Annotated in this window: 31 protein-coding genes; 21 read left to right on the top strand and 10 right to left on the bottom strand. The window is 55.1% G+C overall.

Annotation, left to right across the window (positions count from 1 at the left end):
- Positions 1–5 precede the first annotated feature (5 nt).
- Entirely contained in the window at positions 6–608 is a 603-nt protein-coding gene (locus tag J9253_RS15255; protein ID WP_210221766.1) for a glutathione S-transferase family protein, read from the top strand.
- A gap of 67 nt (positions 609–675) precedes the next feature.
- Entirely contained in the window at positions 676–1,017 is a 342-nt protein-coding gene (locus J9253_RS15250) for a UPF0175 family protein (protein WP_028488715.1), read from the top strand.
- Between the two features lie 105 nt (positions 1,018–1,122).
- Here the strand turns inward: J9253_RS15250 and J9253_RS15245 are convergent, their stop codons facing one another.
- Both J9253_RS15245 and J9253_RS15240 read right to left on the bottom strand, forming a co-directional pair.
- Positions 1,123–1,629, bottom strand: coding sequence for a hypothetical protein (locus J9253_RS15245; protein ID WP_210221765.1), 507 nt, complete (start codon positions 1,627–1,629; stop codon positions 1,123–1,125).
- A 14-nt stretch (positions 1,630–1,643) separates the two neighbouring features.
- Entirely contained in the window at positions 1,644–2,843 is a 1,200-nt protein-coding gene (locus J9253_RS15240; protein WP_210221764.1) for a methionine gamma-lyase, read from the bottom strand.
- 60 nt (positions 2,844–2,903) lie between these two features.
- Here J9253_RS15240 and J9253_RS15235 point away from each other — a divergent pair, with 60 nt between their 5' ends.
- The 5 genes from J9253_RS15235 (at position 2,904) to J9253_RS15215 (ending at position 7,224) form a co-directional block, all read left to right on the top strand.
- Positions 2,904–3,473 (top strand): cysteine dioxygenase family protein, encoded by a 570-nt coding sequence (locus J9253_RS15235; protein WP_210221763.1) that lies wholly within the window; start codon positions 2,904–2,906, stop codon positions 3,471–3,473.
- Entirely contained in the window at positions 3,463–4,704 is a 1,242-nt protein-coding gene (locus tag J9253_RS15230; RefSeq protein ID WP_210221762.1) for a rhodanese-like domain-containing protein, read from the top strand. Before J9253_RS15235 ends, J9253_RS15230 begins: the two co-directional genes overlap by 11 nt.
- A gap of 50 nt (positions 4,705–4,754) precedes the next feature.
- Positions 4,755–5,978 carry an ATP-binding protein gene (locus J9253_RS15225; RefSeq protein WP_210221761.1) on the top strand — a complete coding sequence of 408 codons (1,224 nt, stop codon included), beginning with the start codon at positions 4,755–4,757 and terminating at the stop codon, positions 5,976–5,978.
- 134 nt (positions 5,979–6,112) lie between these two features.
- Entirely contained in the window at positions 6,113–6,511 is a 399-nt protein-coding gene (locus tag J9253_RS15220; protein ID WP_028489267.1) for a VOC family protein, read from the top strand.
- A gap of 20 nt (positions 6,512–6,531) precedes the next feature.
- Entirely contained in the window at positions 6,532–7,224 is a 693-nt protein-coding gene (locus J9253_RS15215; protein ID WP_210221760.1) for a helix-turn-helix transcriptional regulator, read from the top strand.
- Between the two features lie 10 nt (positions 7,225–7,234).
- Here the strand turns inward: J9253_RS15215 and J9253_RS15210 are convergent, their stop codons facing one another.
- Positions 7,235–7,930: a type 1 glutamine amidotransferase gene (locus J9253_RS15210; protein WP_210221759.1), complete on the bottom strand. Its 696-nt coding sequence runs from the start codon at positions 7,928–7,930 to the stop codon at positions 7,235–7,237.
- A gap of 166 nt (positions 7,931–8,096) precedes the next feature.
- Here J9253_RS15210 and J9253_RS15205 point away from each other — a divergent pair, with 166 nt between their 5' ends.
- The 3 genes from J9253_RS15205 to J9253_RS15195 are packed head-to-tail and all read left to right on the top strand — an operon-like array spanning position 8,097 to position 12,328.
- Positions 8,097–10,601: a DNA topoisomerase I gene (locus J9253_RS15205; RefSeq protein ID WP_210221758.1), complete on the top strand. Its 2,505-nt coding sequence runs from the start codon at positions 8,097–8,099 to the stop codon at positions 10,599–10,601.
- Between the two features lie 3 nt (positions 10,602–10,604).
- Positions 10,605–11,162: an L-threonylcarbamoyladenylate synthase gene (locus J9253_RS15200; RefSeq protein ID WP_210221757.1), complete on the top strand. Its 558-nt coding sequence runs from the start codon at positions 10,605–10,607 to the stop codon at positions 11,160–11,162.
- A gap of 20 nt (positions 11,163–11,182) precedes the next feature.
- The gene (locus J9253_RS15195) at positions 11,183–12,328 is read left to right on the top strand and encodes a GNAT family N-acetyltransferase (protein ID WP_210221756.1); all 1,146 of its coding nucleotides are present in this window, start codon (positions 11,183–11,185) and stop codon (positions 12,326–12,328) included.
- Here the strand turns inward: J9253_RS15195 and J9253_RS15190 are convergent.
- The 3 genes from J9253_RS15190 to J9253_RS15180 all read right to left on the bottom strand — a co-directional run bounded on the left by J9253_RS15190 (position 12,318) and on the right by J9253_RS15180 (position 15,614).
- Positions 12,318–13,565 carry an N-acetylmuramoyl-L-alanine amidase gene (locus J9253_RS15190; RefSeq protein WP_210221755.1) on the bottom strand — a complete coding sequence of 416 codons (1,248 nt, stop codon included), beginning with the start codon at positions 13,563–13,565 and terminating at the stop codon, positions 12,318–12,320. The genes J9253_RS15195 and J9253_RS15190 overlap by 11 nt on opposite strands.
- Before the next feature lie 166 nt (positions 13,566–13,731).
- On the bottom strand, positions 13,732–14,145 hold the full coding sequence (tsaE, locus tag J9253_RS15185) for a tRNA (adenosine(37)-N6)-threonylcarbamoyltransferase complex ATPase subunit type 1 TsaE (RefSeq protein WP_210221754.1): 414 nt from the start codon (positions 14,143–14,145) through the stop codon (positions 13,732–13,734).
- Entirely contained in the window at positions 14,142–15,614 is a 1,473-nt protein-coding gene (locus J9253_RS15180) for an NAD(P)H-hydrate dehydratase (RefSeq protein ID WP_210221753.1), read from the bottom strand. Before J9253_RS15180 ends, tsaE begins: the two co-directional genes overlap by 4 nt.
- Before the next feature lie 183 nt (positions 15,615–15,797).
- Here J9253_RS15180 and lipA point away from each other — a divergent pair, with 183 nt between their 5' ends.
- The 6 genes from lipA to J9253_RS15150 all read left to right on the top strand — a co-directional run bounded on the left by lipA (position 15,798) and on the right by J9253_RS15150 (position 20,188).
- The gene (lipA, locus tag J9253_RS15175; protein WP_210221752.1) at positions 15,798–16,748 is read left to right on the top strand and encodes a lipoyl synthase; all 951 of its coding nucleotides are present in this window, start codon (positions 15,798–15,800) and stop codon (positions 16,746–16,748) included.
- A complete protein-coding gene (locus tag J9253_RS15170) occupies positions 16,745–17,488 on the top strand; it encodes a YdcF family protein (RefSeq protein ID WP_210221751.1) in 744 nt (247 codons plus the stop codon). Before lipA ends, J9253_RS15170 begins: the two co-directional genes overlap by 4 nt.
- A 314-nt stretch (positions 17,489–17,802) precedes the next feature.
- Positions 17,803–18,561: an ATP-binding protein gene (locus tag J9253_RS15165; protein ID WP_210221750.1), complete on the top strand. Its 759-nt coding sequence runs from the start codon at positions 17,803–17,805 to the stop codon at positions 18,559–18,561.
- Positions 18,562–19,179, top strand: a complete 618-nt coding sequence (locus tag J9253_RS15160) for an ankyrin repeat domain-containing protein (protein WP_210221749.1) — start codon at positions 18,562–18,564, stop codon at positions 19,177–19,179.
- 27 nt (positions 19,180–19,206) lie between these two features.
- Positions 19,207–19,548, top strand: a complete 342-nt coding sequence (locus J9253_RS15155; RefSeq protein ID WP_210221748.1) for a hypothetical protein — start codon at positions 19,207–19,209, stop codon at positions 19,546–19,548.
- A gap of 34 nt (positions 19,549–19,582) precedes the next feature.
- Positions 19,583–20,188: a hypothetical protein gene (locus J9253_RS15150; protein WP_210221747.1), complete on the top strand. Its 606-nt coding sequence runs from the start codon at positions 19,583–19,585 to the stop codon at positions 20,186–20,188.
- A gap of 6 nt (positions 20,189–20,194) precedes the next feature.
- On the opposite strand, the gene xerC is transcribed toward J9253_RS15150, so the two are convergent.
- Genes xerC through dapF form a run of 3 tightly spaced genes read right to left on the bottom strand, consistent with a single transcriptional unit; the run spans position 20,195 to position 22,678 of the window.
- Positions 20,195–21,136: a tyrosine recombinase XerC gene (xerC, locus tag J9253_RS15145; protein ID WP_407701773.1), complete on the bottom strand. Its 942-nt coding sequence runs from the start codon at positions 21,134–21,136 to the stop codon at positions 20,195–20,197.
- The gene (locus J9253_RS15140) at positions 21,120–21,842 is read right to left on the bottom strand and encodes a DUF484 family protein (protein WP_210221746.1); all 723 of its coding nucleotides are present in this window, start codon (positions 21,840–21,842) and stop codon (positions 21,120–21,122) included. The genes xerC and J9253_RS15140 overlap by 17 nt, the downstream gene beginning before the upstream one ends.
- Complete coding sequence (gene dapF, locus J9253_RS15135; RefSeq protein WP_210224640.1) at positions 21,839–22,678, bottom strand: diaminopimelate epimerase; 840 nt, start codon at positions 22,676–22,678, stop codon at positions 21,839–21,841. Before dapF ends, J9253_RS15140 begins: the two co-directional genes overlap by 4 nt.
- A 128-nt stretch (positions 22,679–22,806) precedes the next feature.
- Between dapF and J9253_RS15130 the strand changes: the two genes are divergently transcribed.
- From J9253_RS15130 to J9253_RS21440, 5 genes are all read left to right on the top strand, one after another.
- A complete protein-coding gene (locus tag J9253_RS15130) occupies positions 22,807–23,037 on the top strand; it encodes a sulfurtransferase TusA family protein (protein WP_210221745.1) in 231 nt (76 codons plus the stop codon).
- 63 nt (positions 23,038–23,100) lie between these two features.
- Entirely contained in the window at positions 23,101–24,297 is a 1,197-nt protein-coding gene (gene bioF, locus J9253_RS15125) for an 8-amino-7-oxononanoate synthase (protein ID WP_210221744.1), read from the top strand.
- 46 nt (positions 24,298–24,343) lie between these two features.
- Positions 24,344–24,553: a tetratricopeptide repeat protein gene (locus tag J9253_RS15120; RefSeq protein ID WP_323128878.1), complete on the top strand. Its 210-nt coding sequence runs from the start codon at positions 24,344–24,346 to the stop codon at positions 24,551–24,553.
- A 170-nt stretch (positions 24,554–24,723) separates the two neighbouring features.
- Complete coding sequence (locus J9253_RS21445; protein ID WP_456121569.1) at positions 24,724–25,083, top strand: transposase; 360 nt, start codon at positions 24,724–24,726, stop codon at positions 25,081–25,083.
- Entirely contained in the window at positions 25,023–25,196 is a 174-nt protein-coding gene (locus J9253_RS21440; RefSeq protein WP_456121897.1) for a zinc ribbon domain-containing protein, read from the top strand. The genes J9253_RS21445 and J9253_RS21440 overlap by 61 nt, the downstream gene beginning before the upstream one ends.
- A 154-nt stretch (positions 25,197–25,350) precedes the next feature.
- Here the strand turns inward: J9253_RS21440 and thiO are convergent, their stop codons facing one another.
- Positions 25,351–26,463: a glycine oxidase ThiO gene (gene thiO, locus J9253_RS15110; RefSeq protein ID WP_210221742.1), complete on the bottom strand. Its 1,113-nt coding sequence runs from the start codon at positions 26,461–26,463 to the stop codon at positions 25,351–25,353.
- Between the last annotated feature and the right edge of the window lie 82 nt (positions 26,464–26,545).

The raw sequence follows: 26,545 nt of genomic DNA, 5'->3' as shown, positions 1-26,545 counted from the left end.
CACTCATGATGACATTGTTTTACTCTCCAACTTCGCCTTACGCTCGCAAAGTCCGCCTATTGGCGCTCGAAAAAGGGCTGGATGCCCGCATCACGACCGTCACAGTAGATGTCAGTAAGCCTACCGTGGAATTGCTCGCATCCAACCCACTCGGCAAAGTGCCAGCGCTATTGCTAGAAAATGGTGAGGCGTTGTTTGATAGTCCAGTGATTTGCCGTTACCTTGATCGTTTGGATGATGTGCCGTTGATTCCCGCCTCCGGCTGGCAGCAGTGGGAAGTATTACGCTGGGAAGCCCTTGCGGATGGACTGACTGACGCCGCTTATAATTTGGTGATGGAGCAGCGCAGTCGCCCAGAACAGGAACGTTCCCCGCCAACCATGCAGCGTTGGTCAGCCGAAATTATCCGTACCCTGCAATACATCGAAACCCGGCTGGAAACGTTGGGCGATGCGCTGACGCTGGCGCATATCGCACTAGGCGCAGCAGTTGGTTATCTGGAATTCCGTTTGCCACAGCTATTGCAAGAAGCGCGGTGCCCGCACATTATCGCGTGGTATGCGGTGTTCCGGCAGCGCCCGGCGATGTTGGCAACCCAACCCGGCTAGTCAGAAGGGTGGTAGTAGCAGTCTTTCCCTGCAATGTTCCTGTCCAATATTTTTGGGAGGTGTCTCTATGAGAACGGTTAATGTCAGCAGCCTGAAAAACAACCCCGGCGAGGTGCTGCGCTTTGCCCGCGAAGATATGGTGTTGGTGATGAGCTGCGACAAGCCAGATGTGTTAATGGTTGGCGTGAACCAGATAGATACGCTGGATATACCCGGCGTGCGGGCTGCACTGGCAACCGCCCTGTTCAACGAGGGGGCGTTGTCATTGGCACGTTCCGCACGGTCGGCACAAATGGTTTTGGCTGATTTCATCGCGCACGTGTCACGTTTGGGTATCCCTGTTATTAGCCAGACGGTGGTGGAAGTTCAACAGGATATGGATACGCTGGATCAATGGCTCACATCGTAGTCGTGAAGACTTTGGGTTTCATTGGCTTGTTTGACTACCTTTCCGGGGTTTGCCTTCAAGTCGGACAAAGGGATGACATCCTCGAAAAATCGCGTTTTCATATGACTAGAAAGCCTCCCCAGCCACTTGCCGGGCTTCCTTTTCCATCAATGAGTTCTCATAGCCAAGCAGTTCCATTTCAATCAGGTAACGTTTGAGGAAGTCCTCATTCCCCATACGGTCAATTTGCGTGACGTGCACAAGTTCATGGGTGAGCATGGTTCGGTTGGTTGCAAACTCGGGTTTGAGCAAAATGGCATACCCCATGGTTCTGCCTCCTTCCCAATCACTTCCTAAGCGCAAACGCTCCGCTTCCCGACGAAGTTCCGGGTCAGATGGGATCGGAAAGTCTGGACGCACAACCAGCCGCACTTTTTCTGGTTGACTGACGCCGACTTTATGGGCAATTTCCAGCTCCTCCGCAGTCAGCGGACGCCCGACAGCCAACAATTCCTGTTCTGTCTGATTGAACCACGCCAAGGCTGCTGGTAAGAAGTGATTAACCTTTTCCAGCTTGGCACACCCTGTAAGGGCAGTTGCCATCAGTAAACAGATCAATAAGTTGCGATACATGATTTTCCCCTTGTTCAGGCAACCAATAACGCCTGCTCCACATCCCGCAGCAAATCAGCCGTATCTTCCAACCCTGCCGATACCCGAACCAAGCCTTCGCTGATCATGTGTTCGGCGCGTTCTTCCGGGGTATAGGTGGAATGCGTCATGCTGGCGGGGTGTTGTGCCAGACTTTCCGCATCACCAAGGCTGACGGCACGGGTGATCAGGTTCAGCGCATTCATGAAACGGCAACCCGCCTCGAATCCGCCCTTGAGTTCAAACGCGATCATGCCGCCCGGCTGCGCCATCTGGCGTTTTGCTAGCGCGTATTGGGGGAAGCTTGCCAAACCGGGGTAATGGCAGACCTCGACCTTGGGGTGATGCGCCAGCATTTCGGCAATCGCTTGCGCATTCTGGCAGTGGCGATCCATGCGCAGCGCCAGCGTTTTCAGGCCGCGTAACACCAGAAAAGCATCCTGCGACGACATTACCGCGCCAGTCATGTCCTTGATGCCGTAGAAGCGTACTTCCGTCAGCGTTTCTGCATCCCCGACAATCGCCCCGGCAATCAGGTCGCCGTGTCCGCCGAGGTATTTGGTGGCGGAATGCACCACGTAATCCGCACCCATTTCCAGCGGACGTTGCAAGTAGGGTGTGCAGTAGGTGTTGTCGACTACCACTTTACAGTTTTCGTATTGATGGGTGATGTCTGAAATAGCAGCAATGTCGACCAGCCGCATATTGGGGTTAGCGGGGGATTCAAAGAAGACCATGCGGGTTTTGGCACTGATGGCGGCGGCAAGGTTGGCAGGGTCAGTCATGTCAACGTGGCGAATCGTTACGCCGAATTTGCTCAGGCCGTGATGGAAAAAGGCATAGGTGCAGCCGTAGAGCGTCTTGTCGGCAATGATTTCGTCACCGGGTTTCAGCAGCGTCCACAGCAGTGAAGCTGTTGCACCCATGCCGGAAGCTGTTACTAACGCTGCTTCACCACCTTCAAGGCTGGCAATGCGCTGCTCCAGCAATACGGTGGTCGGGTTGCCGACGCGGGAATAAACGAAGCCTTCCTGCTCACCCGCGAAACGCTTGCTGCCGTCTTCCACGGTGGGGAAGGTGTAGGTGGAACTCATGTGTACCGGCGGGTTCAGGTCGCCTGTGCCTGCATACGGATCGTAAGCATGATGGATGGCGCGGGTAGAAAATCCCATTTTCTCGTGTGTTGGCTTGCTCATCGGTTCCTCACTAGCGTATTTCCTATATAGTTGGCGATAGTACCAAAGGAGAATCACAAGATGCAGAACAATTACCTACCTGCGCCATTGAAGCAATTCGTGGACGAAGTAACCGCGCTGCTGGCAAACCCTGAAGAGGAAAGCAGCTTTTTGCCCAACATTGGCGAGTCCATGCACACGCTGGTTGCACAAGATAACTGGCTTGACCCGGCGTATGCGCAGCCACACCCGCAGTATTACCAACAATACCTGCTGTACGCCGACCCGGAAGACCGCTTTTCAGTCGTCAGTTTCGTGTGGGGGGCGGGGCAGCAAACGCCGATCCACAACCACACGGTTTGGGGCGTGATCGGCATGTTACGTGGTGCGGAAATGTGCCAAAGCTACGCCATTGCCGCTGACGGCACGCCGACTCCCTCTGGCGCAGAACTCACGCTTGCCCCCGGTGCGGTTGAATTTGTTTCCCCGACCTTGGGTGATGTGCACAAGGTCAGGAATGCGTTGTCTGATCAAGTATCCATCAGCATCCACGCTTACGGTGCGAATATCGGCAAGGTTAAACGCCACGTTTTCCCACCCGAAGGCGGTGCTGCCAAGGATTTTATTTCGGGGTATTCCAATGTTGCGTGATTATGCCGAGGTGCGTGCAAAACTGCTGAACCGTGAGGAAATCGCTTTTCTCGATGTGCGCGAAGAAGCGCCTCATGCCGAAGGGCATCCACTGTTTGCCGCCAATTTCCCGCTGGTGCGTCTGGAACTGGATGCTGCTACCAAATTGCCGCGCCGCGATGTGCCGATCGTGACCTTCGATAATGGCGAAGGCTTGGCGGAACAAGCGGCTGAACGTCTGCTGGCGCTGGGTTACAGCGATGTGGCGGTGTTTGCCGGTGGCCTTGACGGCTGGAAAGCGGCGGGTGGCGAAGTTTTCATCGACGTGAACGTGCCCAGCAAAGCCTTTGGCGAATTGATGGAAGCGGCCTGCCACACCCCGTCGTTTTCCGCGCAGGAAGTCAAAGCCATGCTCGATGCCAAAGCCGATATGGTGATCGTGGATGTGCGGCGTTTCGACGAATACCAGACCATGAGCATCCCCACCGGCATCAGCGTTCCCGGCGCGGAAGTGGTGTTGCGTGTCGCGGATTTGGTGCGCAAGCCGACCACGCAAATCATCGTCAATTGTGCAGGCCGTACCCGTAGCTTGATCGGTACGCAATCGTTGATTAATGCGGGTTTCCCGAATCCGATTGCCGCCTTGCGCAATGGCACGATCGGCTGGTTGTTGGCGCAGCAGCAATTGGACTTTGGGCAAACGCGGCGTTTCTCAGCAACCTCCGCCCCGTCGGCAGGCGTTGCCCGGCAACGGGCGCGGGCAGTCGCTGATCGTGCCGGGGTTAAACGTGCCAGCAAGCAGGATTGGGCAACGTGGATGCAACAGGACAGCCGCACCACCTATTGTTTCGACGTGCGCAATGTCGCTGAATACGCCACCGGCCACTTGCCGGGCTGTTACCCGATCCCCGGCGGTCAGTTGGTGCAGGAAACCGAAATGTACGCCCCGGTGCGCGGCGCACGCTTGTTGCTGGTTGATGATGATGGCACTCGCGCCAATATGTCCGCCTCGTGGCTGGCACAAATGGCGTGGGATGTGTACGTGATTGACGGCCTGACCGCCCGCGATTTTTCAGAAACAGGTTATGAAAAGCCGAAAGATTCCCCACCTATGCGGCGTTATCAGCGCCCGTATGAGGGGACAGATGCGCCACCGCTGGCGATGCAAGCTTATCTGGATTGGGAATTTGGGCTGATTGAGCAGTTGCGGCGGGATGGGACGCACCATTTTCAACCGTTGAAAGCAAAATAAATCCCTTCCATACCTTGCAAAATAAAAGTTAACATTTTAAATTGCAAGGTATGAAGAGACATTTTACCCCTTTCGTTAATGAATTGCTGAGCCTGTTTCCGTGTGTTGCACTGACAGGTGTTCGGCAATCAGGCAAAACAACGGCTTTACACGAGTTACCGCAGCCGTGGCAGATGTACGACCTAGAAACGGCCACTGACTACGACGTAGTAGCGCGTGACCCTGATCTGTTTTTTCGTCTGAACCCCGCACAGGTCGCTTTGGATGAAGCGCAGTTATTGCCTACATTGTTTCCCGCTTTGCGGGTGGCGATTGATGCAGATCGTCACACCAATGGGCGCTTTCTCATTACCGGCTCTAGTTCACCGGAACTCATACGTTCCATTTCGGAAAGCCTTGCTGGACGTATTGCGATGGTGGAGGTCGCCCCCTTCATGATGACCGAGGCGTTTTCCCAAGCGCAGTCCGGCCTGTATGAACTGATCCAGTCGCGGCGTTTGCTGACGGATTTTGCTAGCCTGACACCCAGCGCCACCGATTTGCAGCAACACCATGATTACTGGCTACGCGGGGGCTACCCGGAGCCTTGGCTGAAAAATAATGATCGTTTCCACAAGTTGTGGATGCAGAACTACGTCAAAACCTATCTGGAACGTGACATCATGCGGTTGTTCCCCAGCCTGCAACGCGAAAAATATCAGCTCTTCCTGCAAATGCTGGCGCACTTATCGGGGACGATTATCAACTATTCCGATGTGGCGCGGGCTTTGGGTGTCTCGCCACCTACTGTGCGCGAATACTTCAGGATTGCGCATGGCACGTTCATTTGGCGGCATATTCCGCCGTATGAAAAGAATGCAGCCAAGCGCATTGTCAAGCATCCGAAAGGGTATTTGCGGGATTCAGGTTTGCTGCATCATTTCCTGCATCTTTATACCCAAGATCACTTGTTGGCACATCCGCAAATGGGGCACTCGTGGGAGACGATGGTGATCGAAAACCTGATCCGGGGGCTGAATGCACGGGGTATTATTTTTGATTACTACCATTATCGCACGACGGCTGGGGCAGAAGTTGATCTGGTGCTGGAAGGGGAATTCGGCCTCTTACCCATTGAAATCAAATATAAACAGACCGTGACTTTGCGCGATCTGAAAGGTATTCGCAGTTTCATCGAGGAATATCAGTGCCCTTATGGGATTGTGGTCAGTAATAACGACAGGCTAGGGCTGGTGGATGAAAAGCTGATCAATGTGCCGTTCAAGTATGTGTAGCAAGGCTGGTAGGCCATTCTCAATCATTTCAAGTGCCACGGTGGGGCAGTAAACACTACTGACACAATGCTGTCAGGAGGACGCCTCTATACTGCAAAAACCAATCAACAATGACCCACCAAAGGAGAATCATCATGAAACCAAACCCCGTCGGCTGGTTTGAAATTTACGTGCAGGATATGCCACGCGCCGTTGCCTTCTACGAAGCCATGCTTGAAACCAAGCTGGAACATTTGCCCACTTCCGACCCGGAAACATGGTCTGATCTGGAAATGTGGACATTCCCGATGTCCGATTGCGACAATCCCACCTATGGTGCAGCGGGCGCATTGGTCAAAATGGGCGGTTGCCCATCCGGTGGTGGCGGTACATTAGTGTATTTCAGTTGTGAAGATTGCGCGGTGGATGCTGCCCGCGCCGCCGCCAACGGTGGCAGTATTTTCAAGGAAAAAATGCCCATCGGTGAACACGGTTTCATTGCCCTCGTCAACGACACTGAAGGCAATATGATTGGCCTGCATTCGATGGCCTAGATGACTTAAAGGAGAATTTCATGCGCCGTGCCGATCGTTTGTTCCAGCTTGTGCAAATCCTGCGGAACAAGCGCTTGGTCACGGCGCGGGAACTCGCCGACCGGCTGGAAGTGTCTGAGCGTACCATTTACCGCGATATGCAGGACTTGAGCCTGTCGGGTGTGCCGGTGGAAGGCGAAGCAGGCGTCGGCTACCACTTGCGCTATTCGCTCGATATTCCGCCACTGATGTTCTCCGCTGCTGAAATCGAGGCACTTGTCGTCGGGGCGCGGATGTTGAAAGCCTGGGGCGGCAGCGAACTCGGCAGCAGTGCGCAATCCGTGCTCGACAAGGTACACGCCGTTATTCCCGCCGAACTACACCACCATCTGGAAGCCAGCCGCCTGTACGCGATGCGTTTTGGGGCACGCGAAGACCTCGAAACCACCCTGGATACCTGCCGCCATGCCATTGCCGCCCGTCGCCTGCTGCGGTTGGATTACCAGCGTGCGGATGATGCAGCCAGCCAGCGTGAAGTCAAACCACTGGGGCTGTTTTTCTGGGGCAACGTGTGGACGCTGACAGCATGGTGTGAATTGCGCCATGATTTCCGCACCTTTCGCCTCGACCGCATTCGCCAACTGGAAACGCTGGCGCAAACCTTTGAGGAATTGCCGGGGCAACGGCTGAGCGATTTTGTGACCTTGATGCAGTCGGGCCGTGAGGAGTGTTGATTCAGTTCCGTCAGGTCGTCGCCGGGCGCAGCAGGTACGCCAGAATAGCCCCCATCAGGCCGTTAATGGTGCTGAATTGCGCCGCATCCGCCGCGAGAATGTCGGTTTCGCTCTGAATCCACGTCGCTGGAACCAGTTCATCTCCACAATGGCTAACAATGGCCTGTGCCGATGCTGGGGTAGTTTCCAGATGGAATTGCAAGCCGATCACTCGTTCACCCAATTGGAAAGCCTGATTGGCGCAAGCCTCGCTACGCGCCAACCGCACCGCGCCGGGTGGCAGGTCGAAGGTTTCCCCGTGCCAGTGGAACACGGTGGCGGTTGGCGGAAACGGGAATACATCCCCGCTGGTATTTTCAGCTTGAACCGCCCACCAGCCGATTTCCTTCAGCGGGTTGCGGTACACCGCCGCGCCCATTGCACCGGCAATTAATTGCGCTCCCAGACAAATGCCCAACACGGGTTTGCCCGCTTCAATGACGGCACGGATGAAGCGTTTCTCAGCGGCAAGCCAGGGGAATTCTGCCTCATCGTTGATACTCATGGGGCCACCCATGACCACCAGTAAGTCAATGGAGGCCGGGTCGGGCAATGCCGCCGTTTCGTAAAAACGGGTGTGGCTAAGGCGGTGGCCTGCCGTTTCCAGCCATGTGGCAATACTGCCCAGCCCTTCAAACGGTACGTGTTGCAGGTAGTGTGTGTGCATGGAAAACCTCAGGTTTCAGGCGATGGATGTGGAGTATAGATCAAAACCTGTTAAGCTAATTTAGTGTTTTGCACCTGCAAAACTTTACTTTCTACCCGAATACAAGCATAAAATGCGGCCTTGTGACTAATCGAAATACGGGCATTGACGCCTTGAAGTATAAAAAATGAGCGAAAATTTGGTAATCGTCGAATCTCCGGCGAAGGGAAAAACCATCCAGAAGTACTTGGGTAATGGGTTTGAAGTGCTGGCCTCCTACGGCCATGTACGCGACCTGATTCCTAAGGAAGGCGCAGTAGACACCGAAAATGGTTATGCGATGCGCTATGAAATCATCGACCGCAATCAAAAGCATGTCGATGCGATTGCGCGTGCCTTGAAAAAAGCCGATAACCTTTATCTCGCGACTGACCCGGACAGGGAAGGCGAAGCCATTTCCTGGCATTTGTACGAATTGCTCAAGGAATGTGGCGCACTCGAGGGCAAAAATGTCCAGCGCGTGGTGTTCCACGAAATCACCAAGCGTGCGGTTCAGGAAGCTATCGAAAATCCGCGTGAACTGGCCACCGATCTGGTGGATGCACAGCAAGCCCGTCGTGCGCTGGATTATCTGGTCGGTTTCAACCTTTCCCCGCTGCTGTGGCGCAAGATCAAGCCGAGCTTGTCCGCCGGGCGGGTGCAAAGCCCTGCGTTGCGCTTGATTGTGGAGCGTGAAGACGAAATCGAGCGTTTCGTCCGTCAGGAATACTGGACGATGACCGCGCAAAACGCCAAGGATGAACAAGCCTTCACCGCGCGTTTGCACACACTGGATAGTCACAAACTCGACCAGTTCGACATTAATAATGAAGCGCGAGCCAGTGAAGTCCGCGAACGCTTGCTGAAAGCGGCCAATGGCAAGTTGCTGGTCAGCAAAGTCGACAAGAAACAGCGTAAGCGTTACCCCGCGCCGCCGTTTACTACCTCGACCTTGCAGCAGGAAGCGGTGCGCAAGCTACGTTTTTCCACCCAACGCGCGATGCGGGTTGCCCAGCAATTGTACGAAGGCATTGACCTCGGCAGTGGTCCAATCGGTTTGATTACCTACATGCGTACCGACTCGGTGACGCTGGCAAACGAAGCCATCGGTGAATTGCGCGGCCTGATCGAGCAGCGTTACGGGCAAGATAAATTGCCGGAAACCCCGAATTTCTACAAAACCAAATCCAAAAATGCACAGGAAGCGCATGAAGCGGTGCGCCCGACGTCGGCTTTCCGCACCCCTGAGCAGGTTAAAAGCCACCTCAACGAAGAGCAGTTCAAGTTGTATGAGCTGATCTGGAAACGTACCGTGGCTTGCCAGATGATCTTCGCAACGCTGGACACGGTGTCGGCTGATTTGACGGCGGAGGCGGGCAGTTTCTTCCGTGCCTCTGGTTCTACCATTCGTGACCCCGGCTTTTTGTTGGTGTACGAAGAAGGTCAGGATGACCGCGCCAGTGAAAAAGAAAGCACGCTGCCATTGCTGGTAGAAGGCGATAGCGTGACCTTGCAAGACATTGCTGCCGATCAGCATTTCACCGAGCCGCCACCGCGCTATTCGGAAGCCTCGCTGGTCAAGACGCTGGAAGAATTTGGCATTGGTCGCCCGTCGACTTACGCCAGCATTATTTCTACCTTGTTGGCGCGTGAATACGTCGAACTGGAAAGCCGCCGTTTTACCCCGACCGATATTGGGCGCATCGTGACCCGCTTTTTGACGGAGCATTTCACCCAATACGTCGATTATGATTTCACCGCGAATCTCGAAAACGAGCTGGATGAAATTTCACGCGGCGAAAAAGAATGGGTGCCGGTCATGGATGCCTTCTGGCAGCCGTTCCACAAGCTGGTCGACGACAAGATGGAAAGCGTCAACCGCAGCGACGTGCTCCAGTCCCGCGAGATTGGCATTGATCCGGCCAGTGGCAAGCCAGTATCGGTGCGCTTAGGGCGCTTTGGCCCCATGGTGCAAATCGGCACTAAGGATGACGAGGAAAAGCCAGTATTCGCTGGTTTGCGCCCCGGCATGAAGCTGGATACCGTGACGCTGGAAGAGGCGCTGGAACTGTTCAAGCTGCCGCGCCAACTCGGCGAAACCGAAGACGGCAAGGCCATCAGCACCAATATTGGACGCTTTGGGGCTTACGTCAAATTCGGCGACCAGTTCGCTTCCCTGAAAAAGGAAGATGACCCGCACACCATTACCTTGGAGCGGGCGCTGGAATTGATTGCCGAGAAGAAAATCAAGGATGCCGAAAAAATCCTGGTGGATTTCGGCAATGGCATCCAGATCCTCAAAGGCCGTTGGGGGCCTTACATCAATAAAGTGGTAAAGCGCGTCAAATTGCAGATTCGCCTGCCCAAAGACCGCGAACCCGACAGCATGACGCTGGAAGAGTGCGAAGCGCTGATTGCGGTGGCAGCAGAAGCCAAGAGTGCCAAAAAAGGTGCGAAAAAGGCCAAGGAAGCCGCTGCCAAAACAGACGGCGAAGCAACGGCTGATGCAGCCGATAAGCCCAAGGCCGCGAAAGCAGCCAAGCCTAAAGCTGCACCTAAAAAAGCGCCAGCCAAAAAGCCAGCGGCGAAGAAACCGGCAGCGAAGAAAGCTACGGCAACTAAAACCACAACTCCCAAAAAGTCAGCGAGTTAAACCTTGTTAACCCCTGATTTATCCAACGCCATCCGCACCGTGCAAGCGGGTGGCGTGCTTGCTTACCCCACCGAAGCCGTCTATGGCCTCGGCTGCAACCCCGCTGACCTTGCCGCCGTGCAACGTATTCTCACCCTCAAGCAACGCCCTGCCGACAAGGGGATGATCTTGGTGGCTGCCGATCTGTCGCAACTGGAGGCGTATTTGTTGCCTTTGGATGCTGCTTTACAAGCCCGTGTCCTACCCACTTGGCCTGGCCCCGTGACGTGGTTGTTGCCGGTTCGCCCGGACGTTTCCCCGCTAATACGCGGCAAACACGACACGCTGGCGGTACGCATCACCGCTCACCCGGTATGCCGTGCGCTTTGCGAACAGCTTGGACACCCGTTGATTTCCACCAGCGCCAATCTCAGCGACCAGGCCCCGGCACGGAGTGCAGCGGAAGTGCAGCAGCAATTTGGTTCGCAACTGGGCTATATTCTCGATGCGCCGCTGGGTGAGCAAAATCAACCCACCGAAATACGGCACGGACTTACTGGGGAAATTGTCCGCCCGGCTTAAAACCGCTAGCATCCGTTGCCATGCAAATTCAAATCCTCGACCGACTCGATACCATCCCCGCTGCGCAGTGGAATGCACTGGTGCAGGACAATAATCCCTTTTTGCGTCACGAATTCCTCGCCGCCCTCGAACACCACGGCTGCCTTAGCATTGAGGAGTTCAGTTGGCTACCACGCCACGTGGCGATTTACGAGGATGAGCAACTGATTGCCGCGCTGCCCTTGTATGAAAAGGACAATACTTACGGCGAATTCGTGTTCGACCATGCGTGGGCGCAAGCCTATGACCAGCATGGAATGCGTTACTTTCCCAAACTGGTGTCGACCATCCCGTATACGCCCGCCAGTGGGCAGCGCTTTTTGGTACAGGCTGGGCGTGAAGCCGAGTTGTACCCCTTGTTGCTGTCGGCAGTGATGCAAGTAGCGGAAGCGTTGCAAGCCAGCAGTTTCCATTGCTTGTTCCCACCCGCTGAGCAGCTTGAGTGGATGGCGCAGCAGGGTTTAACGATCCGTCACGATTGCCAGTTCCATTGGCGTAATGCTGGGTACAGCACCTTTGAAGACTTTCTGGCGGCACTGATGTCCAAAAAGCGTAAAAACATCCGGCAAGAACGCCGCAAGGTGGCAGATGCGGGCGTGACCTTACGGCAATTGGACGGCAATACCGCGACGGTGGCGGATTGGGAGCATTTTGCGTTTTTCTACCAGCATACCTTTGAAAGCAAGTGGGGCATTCCGACCCTGAATCTGGGATTTTTCCGTGAGATGGCGCAGGCGCTGGGCGATCAGGTGCTGTTGATTCTGGCGGATAACCGTGAGGGGGAATGCATCGCGGGGTCACTGATGTTCCGCAGTGCTACCAAACTCTACGGGCGGCATTGGGGGTGCACGCAAGACGTGGACAGCCTGCATTTCGAGGCGTGTTATTATCAGGGGATTGAGTATTGTATCCAGCACGGTCTGCAAATCTTTGAGCCGGGGGCGCAGGGGGAACACAAGATTCCGCGTGGCTTTATCCCGACCCTGACCCGCTCAGCACATTGGTTGCGGGAGGCACACTTCCGGCAAGCGATCGAGCGCCATGCGACCTATGAGAAAGGTTCGGTGGCGGATTACATGCGTTCCGCCAGCGAGCATTTGCCGTATCGACCAGATTTTACGTATTAGCCCGCCCGCTATCAGCGTAAGCAAGCTGGTAACGTTTTACGCCTTGAAAGACCGCTGAGGCGAGTTTTTGCTGGTAATCAGCGGTGCGCAGGCGCTTTTCCTCGATCGGATTGCTGAGGAACGCGGTTTCCACCAGCATGGAAGGAATATCCGGTGACTTGAGCACCATGAAGGCGGCGCTTTCCACACGGTTACGCAGTGGGTTATTGACCTTAGAGAGTTCACCGAGCACGCCCTTTGCCAGACTCAGGCTGCGGTCGATCATGGCATCCTGGCTCAGATCCAGTAAGACGGAAGCGACCCGGTCATTGGTATGGTTCAAGCTGCGGTTGCCGAATTTTAGCTCGTAAGAGTTTTCACTTTCTGCCATTAGGCGTGCCGCTTCACTGGATGCGCCGTTTTCGGAGAGGATATAGACGGAAGAGCCACTGACCCGTGAGCTAGGGTTGGCGTCGGCATGAACCGAGATGAACAGGTCGGCCTTGTGTTGGTGGGCAATGTCCATGCGTCCGCGCAAGGGTATGAAGGTGTCGCCGGAGCGGGTCAAAATGGCCTTCATGCCTTTTTCGCGGTCGATGCGTGCCTTGAGTTTGCGGGCAACTTCCAGCACCACGTCTTTTTCACGCGTGCCGTTAGCGCCAATAGCGCCGGGGTCTTTGCCGCCATGACCAGGGTCAATCACCACGATGAATTTACCCCTGGAAGGTTCCGAGGTGGTTGGTTGCTCTGATTCGCTGGCAGCTTTAGACTTTTTAGTCGATTTTTTATCAGCCTTCTTCTCCGGGGCGCTGCTGCTACCTTTGCCGGTAGGGCTCATGGTGATGGAAAGCACGTTGCTGCTGCCATTTTTCTTCATGGTGGCTTTGGCTGATACTTGTTCCTGCACATCCAGCACAACCCGGATACGCCCATCATTACGGCTGGCGTAACGAATGCTTTGAATCGGTGGGCGGTCATGCGTACCTTGTTTGAGTTTGCCAGCCATACTGGTGTGCATCAGGTCTATCACCACACGGTCGGGTGCTGGGAGTGTGAAAACCTTGTAGGCCACAGGTTCATCCAGTTGCAGGGCAAACACCAACTTTTTAGCACTGCCGGTCAGGTTTGCCCCAGTCAAGCGTCCGGGAGGGGCGTCAGCAGCAAGGGCTGGCGGGGCTTGAAACCCGCTGGCAATAGCACCTGCCAAGGCACTTAATTTCAGGATAAAGTTTCTGCGGCTCAGCTTGTCAGTGTTCATGGCCTAATCTCAAACGACACTTAGCGACAGCAAACCTTCATGGCTTACAGATACGCTCAAAAAGATGGAAAAAAGTTTCTTCCTCATAAGTATTAATCCAGAGTGTGGTACTTTTCAAGTGATTTTTTATCAAGTAGTGATAAACTCATGATTATGTTGATTTAAATCATTTCATGAAAATTTCGCGAGCATCACCACAATGCCGAATGTGGATACGTAAATCCGGCTCAGGTAGCAAGCCCCCGGCTTTTTCTGGCCATTCAATCAGACATAGAGCATCCGGGCGTAGATAGTCGCGGATGCCCATGTACTCCAACTCCTCTGCATCTGCTAAACGGTACAGGTCGAAGTGGAACACGTCGCGCCCTTCCAGATGATAGGGTTCTACTAGCGTATAAGTGGGGCTTTTGACGTTGCCAGTATGTCCTAATGCCCGCAATAGGCCGCGTACCAGCGTGGTTTTGCCTGCCCCCAAGTCGCCGTGCAGCGTAATCAGGCCGCCAGAGGGGAACCGTTGTGCCAGCGCTGCGCCGGTGGCGAGCATGGCGGCTTCATCTGCTACTCGTTGCCAATCCTTCATGCGTTGATGACTTCCCGTAAATGTGTAATGAGGTCACTCGCCAGCAAGCCGCGTTCTCCGCTGGCGGCGGCGCGGTCGGCGGCGTGGGCATGTACCCATACGCCCGTGGTTGCGGCAGCTTCCAGACTCAAGCCTTGTGCGAGCAGGGCGGTAATGATACCGGTGAGGGCGTCACCCATGCCACCGGAGGCCATGCCGGGATTGCCTGCATCGCAAAAAGCCACCCCGTTAGCGGAAGCGACCAGTGTCCCCGTGCCTTTGAGTACGATAACGCCACCGTATTCGCGCTGCAAGCGGCGGGTGGCGGCGATACGATCTTGTTCCACGTCTGCGGTGGTGCAGGCCAGCAGGCGGGCGGCTTCGCCGGGGTGTGGGGTGAGAATCCAGTCATCGCGCTGGCTGCGATTTTGCGCTAGCAGGTTGAGAGCGTCAGCATCCAGCACTTTGGGTTGGGTGGCGTTCTGAATCAGGGTCAGCAGGTTGCGGGACCAAGCGGTTTGCGCCATGCCGGGGCCGATGCCGATAGCCTCCATGCGTGCCAGCAGTGGGCGTAGTGTGGCGGGGGAATCGACGGCGTGCACCATCAGTTCCGGGCGTAACAGGTTGAGGAAAGGCGCGTGTGCGGGGTGGGTAGCGATGGAAACCAGCCCGCTGCCCGCCCGTAATGCCGCTTCGCCCGCGAGCCGGATAGCACCGCTCATGCCGGGTGCACCACCGACCAACAGCGCATGACCGGCATTGCCTTTGTGGGCAGAACGGCGGCGTGGCGGCAGGTGTTCACGCAAGGTGTGCTGGCCGAGCAGGTGCATATCGGTGGGGACTTGGGCGTATACGCTGTCAGGAACATCCAGCGCGGCGAAGTGTAAGGTTCCGCAGTAATCCCGCGCCTTGCCGGTGAGCAGCCCGGCTTTCAGGCCGATGTAGGTGACGGTCAGGGTGGCTTCGACTGCACAGCCGTAGGGTTGCCCGGTGTCTGCGTGCAGGCCGGAGGGGATGTCGACCGCCACCACGGGCACGGTTTGCTGGTTGAGTTGCTGGATGGCGGTGGCGTATGCACCTTCTACCGTGCGGTCCAGCCCCGTGCCGAGCAGGGCGTCGACCATGACGGCTGCGGGTGGGATTTCACCTGTGAAGGTTTGCACTTGTCCGCCTGCTGCGCTGAAGTCGTGGAAGGCTTGTTGGGCAGCGCCTTGCAGACGTGATACGTCCGCTAGCGAGATCAGGGTGACTTGCCAGCCTGCTTGTAAGGCCAGTCGGGCGATGACGTAGCCATCCCCGCCGTTGTTGCCTGCCCCGCAGAGGATGCAGACAGAGCGGGTGTTAGGCCAGCGGGCGCGGAGGTGGTCGACGGTGGCTTGCCCGGCGCGTGACATCAGGGTGTAGGCGGGGATGCCCGCGTCGTGGATGGCGATGTGGTCGAGTTGGCGGGTTTGGGCGGCGGTGTAGACCCGGTGTTCTACGGCTGTCATGGTGTATTTCCTTCAGGCATTGGGTTGCTGGGCTTGTGTTGTGGGCATGTTCCATGAACCGCCAGTGTATGCCAGTAAGATATGATGATGCATTAGATAAACCTTGCAAAGGATTACCCCCACACCGCCGTCTTGGGATTATAATGTGTCGACAATCCACCAAACGCGAGATAGCCAGACCTCATGGAACGCAAAGAACCCGGACACAAAGAACGCGGTGCCGACAAAGTAGCCCGTATCCCGATCAAGGTTGAACCAACCACCGAATTTCGCCGCAAACCGGCGTGGATCAAGGCCAAAGCCCCCACCACGCCGGAAGTCAAACGCTTGAAAGCGGTATTACGCGAGCAAAAGCTGCACACCGTCTGTGAAGAAGCCGCCTGCCCCAATCTGGGCGAATGCTTCACCCACGGCACGGCAACCTTCATGATCATGGGGGATATTTGCACCCGACGCTGCCCCTTCTGCGACGTTTCCCACGGTAAACCGTTGCCGCTGGATGAAAACGAACCGGATAATATGGCAGAAACCATCCGCGCCATGAACCTGAAATACGTGGTCATCACCTCGGTTGACCGTGATGACTTACGCGATGGTGGCGCGGAACATTTCGTTAAATGCATCCAGAAAGCCCGCGAACTCAACCCAGCGCTTAAAATCGAAATCCTCACCCCCGATTTTCGCGGACGCATGGAAATCGCCCTGCAAATTCTGGAAACAGCCCCACCGGACGTGTTTAACCACAATATGGAAACCGTGCCGCGCCTCTACAAGCAATCCCGCCCCGGCGCGGATTACCAGTATTCGCTGAATCTGATCAAGGAATTCAAGAAGCTGTTCCCGCACATTCCCAGCAAATCCGGCCTGATGATGGGCTTGGGTGAAACCAAGGAAGAAGTGATTGCCACCTTGCAAGACCTGCGTGACCACAACTGCGACATGCTGACCTTGGGGCAATACCTGCAACCCAGCCGCCACCACCTGCCGGTTGACCGCTTCGTACACCCGGATGAATTTGCCGAACTGGCTGAAATTGCCACCGCGATGGGCTTCGACAAAGTAGCCAGTGGCCCCATGGTGCGTTCCTCTTATCATGCCGACCAGCAAGCAGCAGGCGTGTTTGGTAACGAATGAGTCCAGTCATTAGCCGAACGGTTGAATTTCTGGCCTACCCACCCGGCAATTTACTGATTTTCCTGCTGATCGCGCTGCTGTTCTACAAATGGCGCAGCGCGATGCTAATCACGCTAGTGATTGGCGTACTGCAAACCGTGGTACTAAGCCTGCCAGTGGTGGCGGAAAAGCTCATGGTAGGCTTAGAACAGCAATACCCACCCAAACCTGAACTGTGGTTACAACAACCCTTGCCCGAAGCCATTGTGGTTTTGGGTGCGGGGCGCAATCTTGAAGCCATTGAATACGCAGGCAGGATGAGTGCCAGCACCGAGCTGGAGCGCCTGAATTACGCGGCCTACCTGCACCGCAAGACTGGCTTGCCCATCCTGATTTCAGGCAGCAGCAACGAAGCCGATTACATGCGCGATGTCATGGAAAATACCTTCCAAGTTCCGATCCGCTGGCAGGAAGGCAGCAGCCACACCACGTGGGAAAATGCGGCGTATTCCGACCAAATACTCAGTGAAGCAGGTATCCATTCCGCTTGGGTCGTCACACAAGCTTGGCACATGCCCCGCACCATGCTGGCCTTCCAGAACCGGCAAGTGAACTACTTACCCGCCGCCACCAGCTACGGTTCCAGCAATTTCTGGCGGCACGAATGGCTGTGGTGGATTCCGCAAGCCAATGCCCTATCGCGCAGTCAGACAGCTCTGCACGAATGGTTCGGGCTTATGAGCTATCGCTTACAACACTAAGGCCAGCGCCTGATGCTATTTCGAACCTAGCAAAAAGGCTGCGGGTGACAGGAAACTGATCGCCTTGAGCTTGAAGCTGTGTTTAGGCGTGTTAGTATGTTGTTTCATGCAGCAAACCTTCCTCGCATGTTGCAATGTATATTAGGATTTTCTAATGATTAAAGTGGCTTAATTACCACACTTTGCTATAAATAGATACTGTTTGAGCACAAGATAAAGGCTGCCCGCCCCAACATAAAGCAGCAGAAAATTTTTGTATAAACAGCTAAACTTGTGAGGCAATTCGTGCAGGCATATTACCGAAGGGAGTTATAATGGCTTTTGGCAAACTGACGATTGACTGGCGCAGTACCCTTGCAGCGGTATGGCGATCCAACCGGCATTTCTTGAAACCCATCAGGAATGTGGATTTGGTAAACCCCGACAACCTACAGGGCATCGACGAACAAAAAGACAAGCTGTTCCGCAATACGGAGCACTTTTTACGTGGCAAACCTGCCAGCCACGCCTTGTTGTGGGGTGCGCATGGCGTCGGCAAATCCTCGCTGATCAAGGCCGTCTTGAGCCGTTACCACACCTATGGCTTGCGCATGATCCAGATTTCCAAAGATGATCTGGGCGTATTGGTCGATATTACCGATGAAATCGTCGACTCCCACTACCGCTTCATCATCTACTGTGACGACCTCGACTTTGACGAAACCAAGGGCGAATACCGCATGTTGAAAAGCACCCTGGAAGGCACGCTGGAAAAGCCGCCTGAAAATGTGCTCATTTACGCCACCTCCAACTGCCGGAAAAGCACCCTGGAGCAAATGCTCAAAGGTGAGATTCCCGACGACCCTGCTGTCGAAAACAAACGCCTGCTGGCTGATCGCTTCGGCCTATCCTTGCCTTTCCATCCCATGAATAAAGACACTTATCTGGAGATCGTAGACAAGTTATTCAAAGGGCGCGTACAAGATGCGGAACTGTTGCATCAGGAAGCAAGTGCCTTTGCAACCGAACGTGGCGGTCAAAGTGGACGTACTGCGCGGCATTTCTTCAACCATTGCCAAACTGGCCCAAACTAGATGAAACAAATCCCCAACACTCCAGCCCTGTTATTGACCAGCTTATTGCTGCTAGGTCTGAGTGGTTGCGCCACCACCACTGCAACAGAGACTCCAACCACCAGAAGTATCATCACCTCGGCAGACAGCAACACCCTGATCACGGCTGCCAGAGCTGAGTTCGCCCCCCCAGAAACACTCGTCGCAACACCTGAGGCCGAGCCAGCGACAGCAACGGCGGCTGCACCCGCCTTTTCCCAGAGCGAGCTGAACAAGCAACTGTGGGAGGCCGCACAAGCAGGCAATGCCGCCGCCGTGAGCACCCTGCTGGAACAAGGCGCTGACGCCAACACTGCCACCGCTTCTGGCGAAACAGCCTTACACGCCGCCGTGGCCGCAGGTGCCTTACCTGCTGTCAGGCAATTGGTGAGCAAAGGCGCGAATGTGAATGCGGTTACTGCTACCGGCTGGACCCCTCTGCACCATGCTGCCCGTTTTGGACGGGCTGATGCCGCCAACTACTTGCTGAAGCAGGGGGCAAACCCCAACGCGGTCACCCATGGCTCCCCCGCCAAAACACCCGTACAAATGGCGCTGGATCAGGGTGACTTACGCACTGCCCGTATTTTAGGCTACTGATTTTAAAATTTTTTCGAGGAATAACGCATGAAATGGACAACACTGTTACTTACCCTTTCCCTGCTGCTTGGCCTTGGCGCTTGTACCCAGGAAACCCAGAACAAGATTGGGCGTGAAATTAATAACTGGACTGGCGTCAGTGGCGTGCTGGAAGTCTATGCCGGTGAAAAAGTGGTAAGGCGCTTTATCAAAGTTGATAAAATCTCCACGGCGGCGGGGACTACTAGTGGCACTGAGCGCCCTTACCGTTTCGGCTACGGCATTCTGGATGCCAACCTGAACGGCGTTGCGGATTCTGACGAAAAAAAGGTCTACTTTGAGTTCAGTGACTATTCAACCAACTACATATTCTTTGAAAACCCAGCCTGATCATGGTAATCAAGGGTATTCACGGAGAACCAACATGCAACCGACAAGGTTAAGCGCCAGTTTGCTGTTAGTGCCATTATTGCTGAATGGCTGTGGGCAGGATAATCCCAATACCTCCACCACAGCCCAGCAGCAAGTCGGCGAACAAGCATCAGGGCAACGACAGGACAGCTATACTATCACCGATAGTGCCGCAGGCCCTGTGCAACTCGGGATGCTGTCAAGCGACATACTGGCAACGTTGCCGGGAGCAACAGCGGCCATTGAGCGGGATGGTGAAGGTATTGAGTGGATGACCGTCACCCTGAATGGGGAAGCCCTCATGAATATCATGCTGGACAGAATCACCCATACTGCCAACCTGATCCGCATCATTAGCCCGCGCTTTATTACTGAGAGCAAGGTAAAAGTCGGGGAAAACCTGCAAAGCGTCGGGGAAAAACTCGGTGGTTTGACCGAAATCCAGTGGACTGAGATCGAATCCCGCGAGTTTGCCACCTTCGCCAAAGCCCCCGGTACGATGATTTTTCAGGTCATTGGTAAAGATGGCACGGCGGGCATCTACCCCAAAGATGAAACCATCACCACGGTTGCCGACTCTTCCGCCACTATCCACTCCATCTGGCTCATGGAAGACTAACAAACCTCACTTTTTCTTCGCCCGTGGGTGCGCCTTGTCGTACACACTGGCGAGGTGCTGAAAATCCAGATGGGTATAAATCTGGGTGGTGCTGATGTCAGCATGACCCAGCATTTCCTGTACCGCCCGCAAATCCCCCGACGATTCCAGCAAATGGCTTGCAAACGAATGGCGCAGTTTATGCGGGTGCACATGCTGTTCCAGACCTTGTTGCAAACGCCAATGGTTCAGGCGGAATTGCACACTGCGCGGGTGTAAGCGCGTACCATGCTTGCTGACAAACAGCGCTGTTTCCCCCTGTGCTGCCAGATTGCCACGTTGTTGCAACCACGCCTGCAAAGCTGCCAGTGCTACCCTGCCCACCGGCACATCACGTTGCTTGTCACCCTTGCCAGTCACACGCACCTGTTGTTGGCGCTGGTCGATATCATGGACATCCAGCCCCACCAGTTCCGCCAGACGCAAGCCCGAGGAATACAGCAATTCCATCAAGGCACGATCACGTACTGCCAGAATATCCTCCGGCGCAATGCTCAACAGGCGTTCGATGGTTTCAGCATCCAGCGTATCCGGGAGCTTGCGGACGTGCTTGGGCGATTGCACATCCACCACCGGATTGCTCTCAATCAGGTTTTCGCGCAATAAAAAGCGGTAAAAGCGGCGAATGGATGACAGTTTGCGTTGCAGGCTTTTGCCTGACAAACCGTTACGGTGCAAATGGCTGATCCACTGACGCACTTGCCAAGTCTCGGCCGTCAGCGGGGAAACCTCGGCTGCGCCAGCCTGCTTTTCCAGCCAGACAATGAAATCATGTAAATCGTGTTCGTAGCTGGAAACCGTGCGCGGGGAATAACGCTTTTCACTAAACAGGTGATGATGGTAACGCGAGAGCAGCGCATCCAGCGCCAGCGTCCCCGCCGTGGCAGTCACCTCAGGAACCCATCTCAAGCGTGGAATGCAACGGGGGTTCCAAATAACGCGCCAGCGCACGCGCCACCAACCCGCCGAGTTGCCCGATGAACAGGGTTCCCATACCGGGGTAAAAACGCGCTTCGTTTTCGCTGCCTAACGCCAGCACCCCGATTTCACGCGCTTCAAACAGGGGTATCAACACCGCCGACTTAATCGACGTGCCTTCTTCACCAAACAGGAACATTTGCTGGCGCGGGCGCAGCCTGCCACACACCGGCTGGCGCTTGCGGAACAGAGTCGCCAGTTGCTTGAGGTATTTATCATCCGGGTCAATGAAATGCAGGCCATCGCGTTCCCGCCCGTGCCCGACCAGACGCAACACCACATTGTCAGCCATAAAATCACCGCGCAGCATATGGTTACACGTGCCGACCACATCATCCAGACTGTCGCAGCTCATCAACTCCAACGCCAGATGGTGCAAGCGGGCAATCACATACTCGCTATCACGCGCCGCTTTCAGCATGTCACTCTGACGGCTTTCCAATTCGCGAACTTTGTCACGCTGACGTTGTACCAGACGTTCCAGCAAAGAAACTGCCTCACCCGTGTGCGGATGCGGGATATTCAAACCATCCAACACCTCCTCATGCTCACGGAAAAAGTCCGGGTGCAAGCGCAACCACTCAGCGACCAATTCGGCGCTGATTTCCTTGCTTTCCAGTCGGTCTGCTGTGTTCATACGATGAGTGTTCCCCTGAATACCGTTGCTGCCGGGCCGGTCATCCATACCGGCTGCCCTTCGCCTTGCCACTGAATCTGTAAATCGCCACCGGGCAAGCTTACTGTCACCTGATCATCCAGCAGACCTTGTAAGCGCCCAGCCACCACTGCGGCGCAAGCACCCGTACCACACGCCAGCGTTTCGCCGCAACCGCGCTCAAACACCCGCAAGCGGATGGCATCCCGCCCGACGACCTGCATGAAACCAACATTGACTCGCTTGGGGAATGCCGGATGCACTTCCAACAACGCCCCCAATGTCCCAACAGGCGCAGACTCCAGTGCTACTACTTGCAGCACCGCGTGAGGATTTCCCATCGAAACAGCCGCTAGCGATACCGCAGCGCCCTTAACCTCCAGAGTATAGAGCGTTTGGCGCTGTTCGGAAACGAACGGAATCTGTGCAGGCGCAAGCTCAGGCACGCCCATGTTCACTTTCACCTGCCCATCAGGCTGGATTTGCAACACAATGCGCCCGCTGGCGGTCATGACCGGGATCGTGGTGTTCTGCGTCAAACCCTGATCATACACGAAACGCGCAAAACAGCGTGCACCATTGCCACACTGTTCCACCTCGCTGCCATCGGCATTAAAAATTCGATACCGAAACTCAGCATCATCCCCCTCATAAGCCTCCACCAACAGCAACTGGTCGCAACCAACGCCACGGTGACGGTCAGCAATCTGGCGTATTTGCGCTGCACTCAACTTGACTGACTGACTAATACCATCCAGCACCACGAAATCATTGCCTAGACCATGCATTTTAGTGAAATACAGTTCGCCGTTTAGCATCATGGATACCCCGTCACTTAAAAGCATTAGTATACAAAGATATAGCGATACAGCAATTTTGATGGTATGTTACGTCCCTCAAGTTTTGGATCGCATCACACTTTAATCGTAAGATCAGGAGAGGAAATATGTCTGATTTTAAACAAGAACTGGACGCTCGTGGCTTAAATTGCCCACTGCCGATTCTTCGTACTAAAAAAGCCATGAACGGCTTGGCTTCTGGCGAAATTCTGAAAGTTATCGCCACTGACCCAGGTTCAGTAAAAGACATGGAAGCATTCTGCAAGCAAACTGGCAATGAAATGGTCAGTACTAGCCAAGAAGGCAGCGATTATACTTTCATGATCAAGAAAGGTTAATCACTAGTAGGGGCGGATGTTTGTTCGCCCCTACCTAAAGATCCTCACTACCGGTGAATCTTGATGACGACTGATCCCAAACTCACCAAACTCCGCACCGAACTCGACTCCCGCCGTTCCCGGCATCTCTACCGCAGCACCCGCGTCGCCGACTCCCCACAACAACCACATAGGCATATCGACGGCAAAGCGTTGCTGACATTTTGCAGCAATGACTACCTTGGCCTTGCCAACCACCCCGACGTTATCCACGCTTTTCAGCAAGCCGCCAATACCTATGGCGTTGGCAGTGGTGCGGCGCATCTGGTCAATGGGCATTCACGCCCCCACCAGCAACTCGAAGAAGCACTGGCTGCCTTCACCGGACGGGAACGCGCATTGCTGTTTTCCACCGGTTACATGGCGAATCTGGGGGTAGTGAATGCGCTATTGAATGGGCGCAATGACGTGGTGTACGCCGACCGCTTAAACCATGCATCGTTGGTAGATGCAGGTTTGCTTTCCGCTGCAAAACTGATCCGTTACCCCCACAATGACACCCATCATCTCGGCAAACGCTTGCTGGCACAGGAAGGAGAGGGTGCGACCCAACTCATCCTCACCGATGGCGTTTTCAGCATGGATGGTGACGTTGCACCGCTATCAAGACTCGCAAAGCTGGCACGACATCACGATGCATGGTTAATGGTGGATGATGCCCACGGCTTCGGAGTACTCGGCAAAACCGGCGCAGGTTTGGTGGAAGCCGAGGGATTAACGCAAGACGATGTACCCATTCTGATGAGCACGTTAGGCAAAGCACTCGGCACAGCAGGTGCATTCATCGCAGGGTCACACGACTTGATTGATTATCTCATCCAGACCGCACGAACATGGATTTACACCACCGCACAACCACCCGCCGTTGCTGCCGCCACCTTGGCAAGCCTGCAATTGGTGCAAACCGAACCCTGGCGACGTGAACATTTACAGGCACTCATCCAGCAATTTCGGCAAGGTGCTACACAACTGGGTGTGCCGCTAATGCCTTCCAGCACCGCGATCCAGCCGATCATGGTTGGCAGCAGTGCAAAGGCGCTGGAACTGAGCCGCAAGCTGGAAGAGCGCGGCATACTGGTGACGGCGATCCGCCCGCCCACCGTGCCCGTCGATACTGCCCGCTTACGGGTGACGCTATCGGCGGCGCATACGCGGGAAGATGTGGAGCGGCTGCTTGACGCGCTAAGTAACTCCTTTTTAAAGTCTAAATCGTATCGTTAAAAGAAGCCTATCAGACGCATTTGTGAAGTTTTGAGAGGACAACACCCTGACATCGCTGACAGATACTGCTGCCCAGTACAACTTGGGGCTGATGTACACCCTAGGTAACGGTGTGGAACAGGATTATGCACAGGCACTACACTGGTTCGCCAAAGCAGCTAACCAAGGTAGTGCTGAAGCCCTGTACGGATTGTTGCAACTGCCGCCACCTTACCAATATTCGCGTAAAGCCCCGTCCTTCAGGTCGGGGATATAAGCGTCTTTAGCTAACCTATCCGTTGGTGGCGTATCTCCTGCCTTTCATGCCATTTCCCTGTTGTCACTCACGCCTAAACGGGTCATCATCGTCTGATAATTGCCCCCACAGCATCCCTCAAAACGCTATCGGTCAGAGTTCGCGACAAACACGCGGCGATTCTGTCACGCATGGCATTTGAGGCGAATCAGGAAACCGCTGAATGGTGTTCTATGACGTGCAGCAATGGCGACAAGCTAGAATGCGGTGATTTCTACCGCAACCTCGAAGCAAAGCTAGGCATTGCCCAACGTGCCAAACAGAAAAAGCGCGTGAAAGCGATTCATGCCAAGATCAAAAACAAGCGTAAAGATGCGCTACAAAAGTTCACCACCAAGCTGGTGTGTGAGAATGAACTCATCGTTGTCGGCAACGTCAGCAGTTCCGCCTTAGCCAAAACCACGATGGCGAAAAGCGTCTTGGATGCAGGCTGGTTCATGCTAAAAGTATTTCCGCCAGCAGTCCGAAAGGTAGAGCAGGACTTGGAATAAGAGAATGGACGTGTGCCGAGTGTGGCACGCTGCACAACAGAGATGTCAATGCAGCTCGGAACATTCTCGCGGCTGGGCATAGCCGTCTCGTAGGAGGAATCCTCGTTCTTTAGGGCGAGGAGGATGTCAAGAGGTGTTGACGTTGCAGCAATGGCTGGGGATGGCGTTGACTCTGTTGGGGGTTTGGCTGGTGCTGCATAACCCCCTCGCGAAAGCAGTATCACGGTAGAGACGCAACAGCTTGCGTCTCTACCTAGTCTTTAGTGGTTAGCCAAATTCTGCTGTTGGGGTGCGCACGGCATCCAGACGGTAGGGCGTTGGGTCAATGCGTGGGGTTTTGCCCAGCATTGTGTCGGTGAGCATGTCTACCGAGGCCAGCGCCATGGTGACGCCGTAACGGTAATGCCCGGCATTCACGTATAGCCTGGCAATTTCCGGGTGTTCGCCGATATACGGCACGCCATTCGGGGAGCCGGGGCGCAAGCCTGCCCAATGGTTGTTGATGGGTAAGTCACGCAGCGCTGGCATCATGTGGTAAGCGGTTTCCTGCAAGGCTGCTTTGGCGGCTTCTGTGGTGCGCTTGTCAAAACCGTTCATTTCCAGAGTGGAGCCACACAGGATGCGCCCATCCTTGCGAGGGATCAGGTAAGTGCCGTCGTGCAGCACAATACGGTTCAGCAAGCCTTTTGCACCGCGAAACAGGATCATTTGCCCCAGCACCGGGCGTATATTGACGTTCAGCGCCTGCATTTCCGGGAACAAGCTTGTCCATGCGCCCGTGGTGAGAATTACCTTGTTAGCGTGGAACACCTCCTCACCCAAACGCACACCCGTCACTCGCCCGTCGGCTGTTTCCAGCCCGGTGACAGGGTAATGTTCAGCAATTTCAATGGGTAGCAAGCGCAGGCTGGTGCGCAGGGAATCGGCAATGCGCGGGTTGCGGATTTGTGCCATGCCGGGCATGAACATCCCTTGCTGGAAGTGTTCCGCCAGTTGCGGTTCACAGGCGTGCAGGGTAGCGGCTGAGGTGAGGTGCTGTAACTCATGCCCCCAAGTGCTTGCCCAGGCTTGTGCGCTGGCATACTCGTTATCATCGGTGAACACCAGACCGGAGGGTAGCCATTGCGGGTCAATGCCGGTTTCACCTTGCAAGGTGTTGCACAGTGCGGGGTAATGTTGTTGGCCATACTGGACGAGGCGCGAAATGGCGTCAGGGTAACGCCACGGATACAGGGGCGAGAGGATGCCGCCGCCTGCCCATGTGGATTCTTTGCCCAACTCACCTTGGTCGATGATCATCACTTTGAGGCCAGCTTCGTGCAGGGAGCGGGCAGTTAGCATACCCAGTATGCCACCGCCGACAATAATTGCGTCTTTCATGCATCATCTCAACAACAGGGGGCTTAAAGTATACGGAGACGCAGCGCGGTCATCCAGCCATGAATGACCGCTGGGGCGGTTT

The sequence above is a fragment of the Thiothrix litoralis genome (assembly GCF_017901135.1).
Classification (GTDB): Bacteria; Pseudomonadota; Gammaproteobacteria; order Thiotrichales; family Thiotrichaceae; genus Thiothrix; species Thiothrix litoralis.
This window is presented reverse-complemented; position numbering and strand designations above follow the sequence as displayed.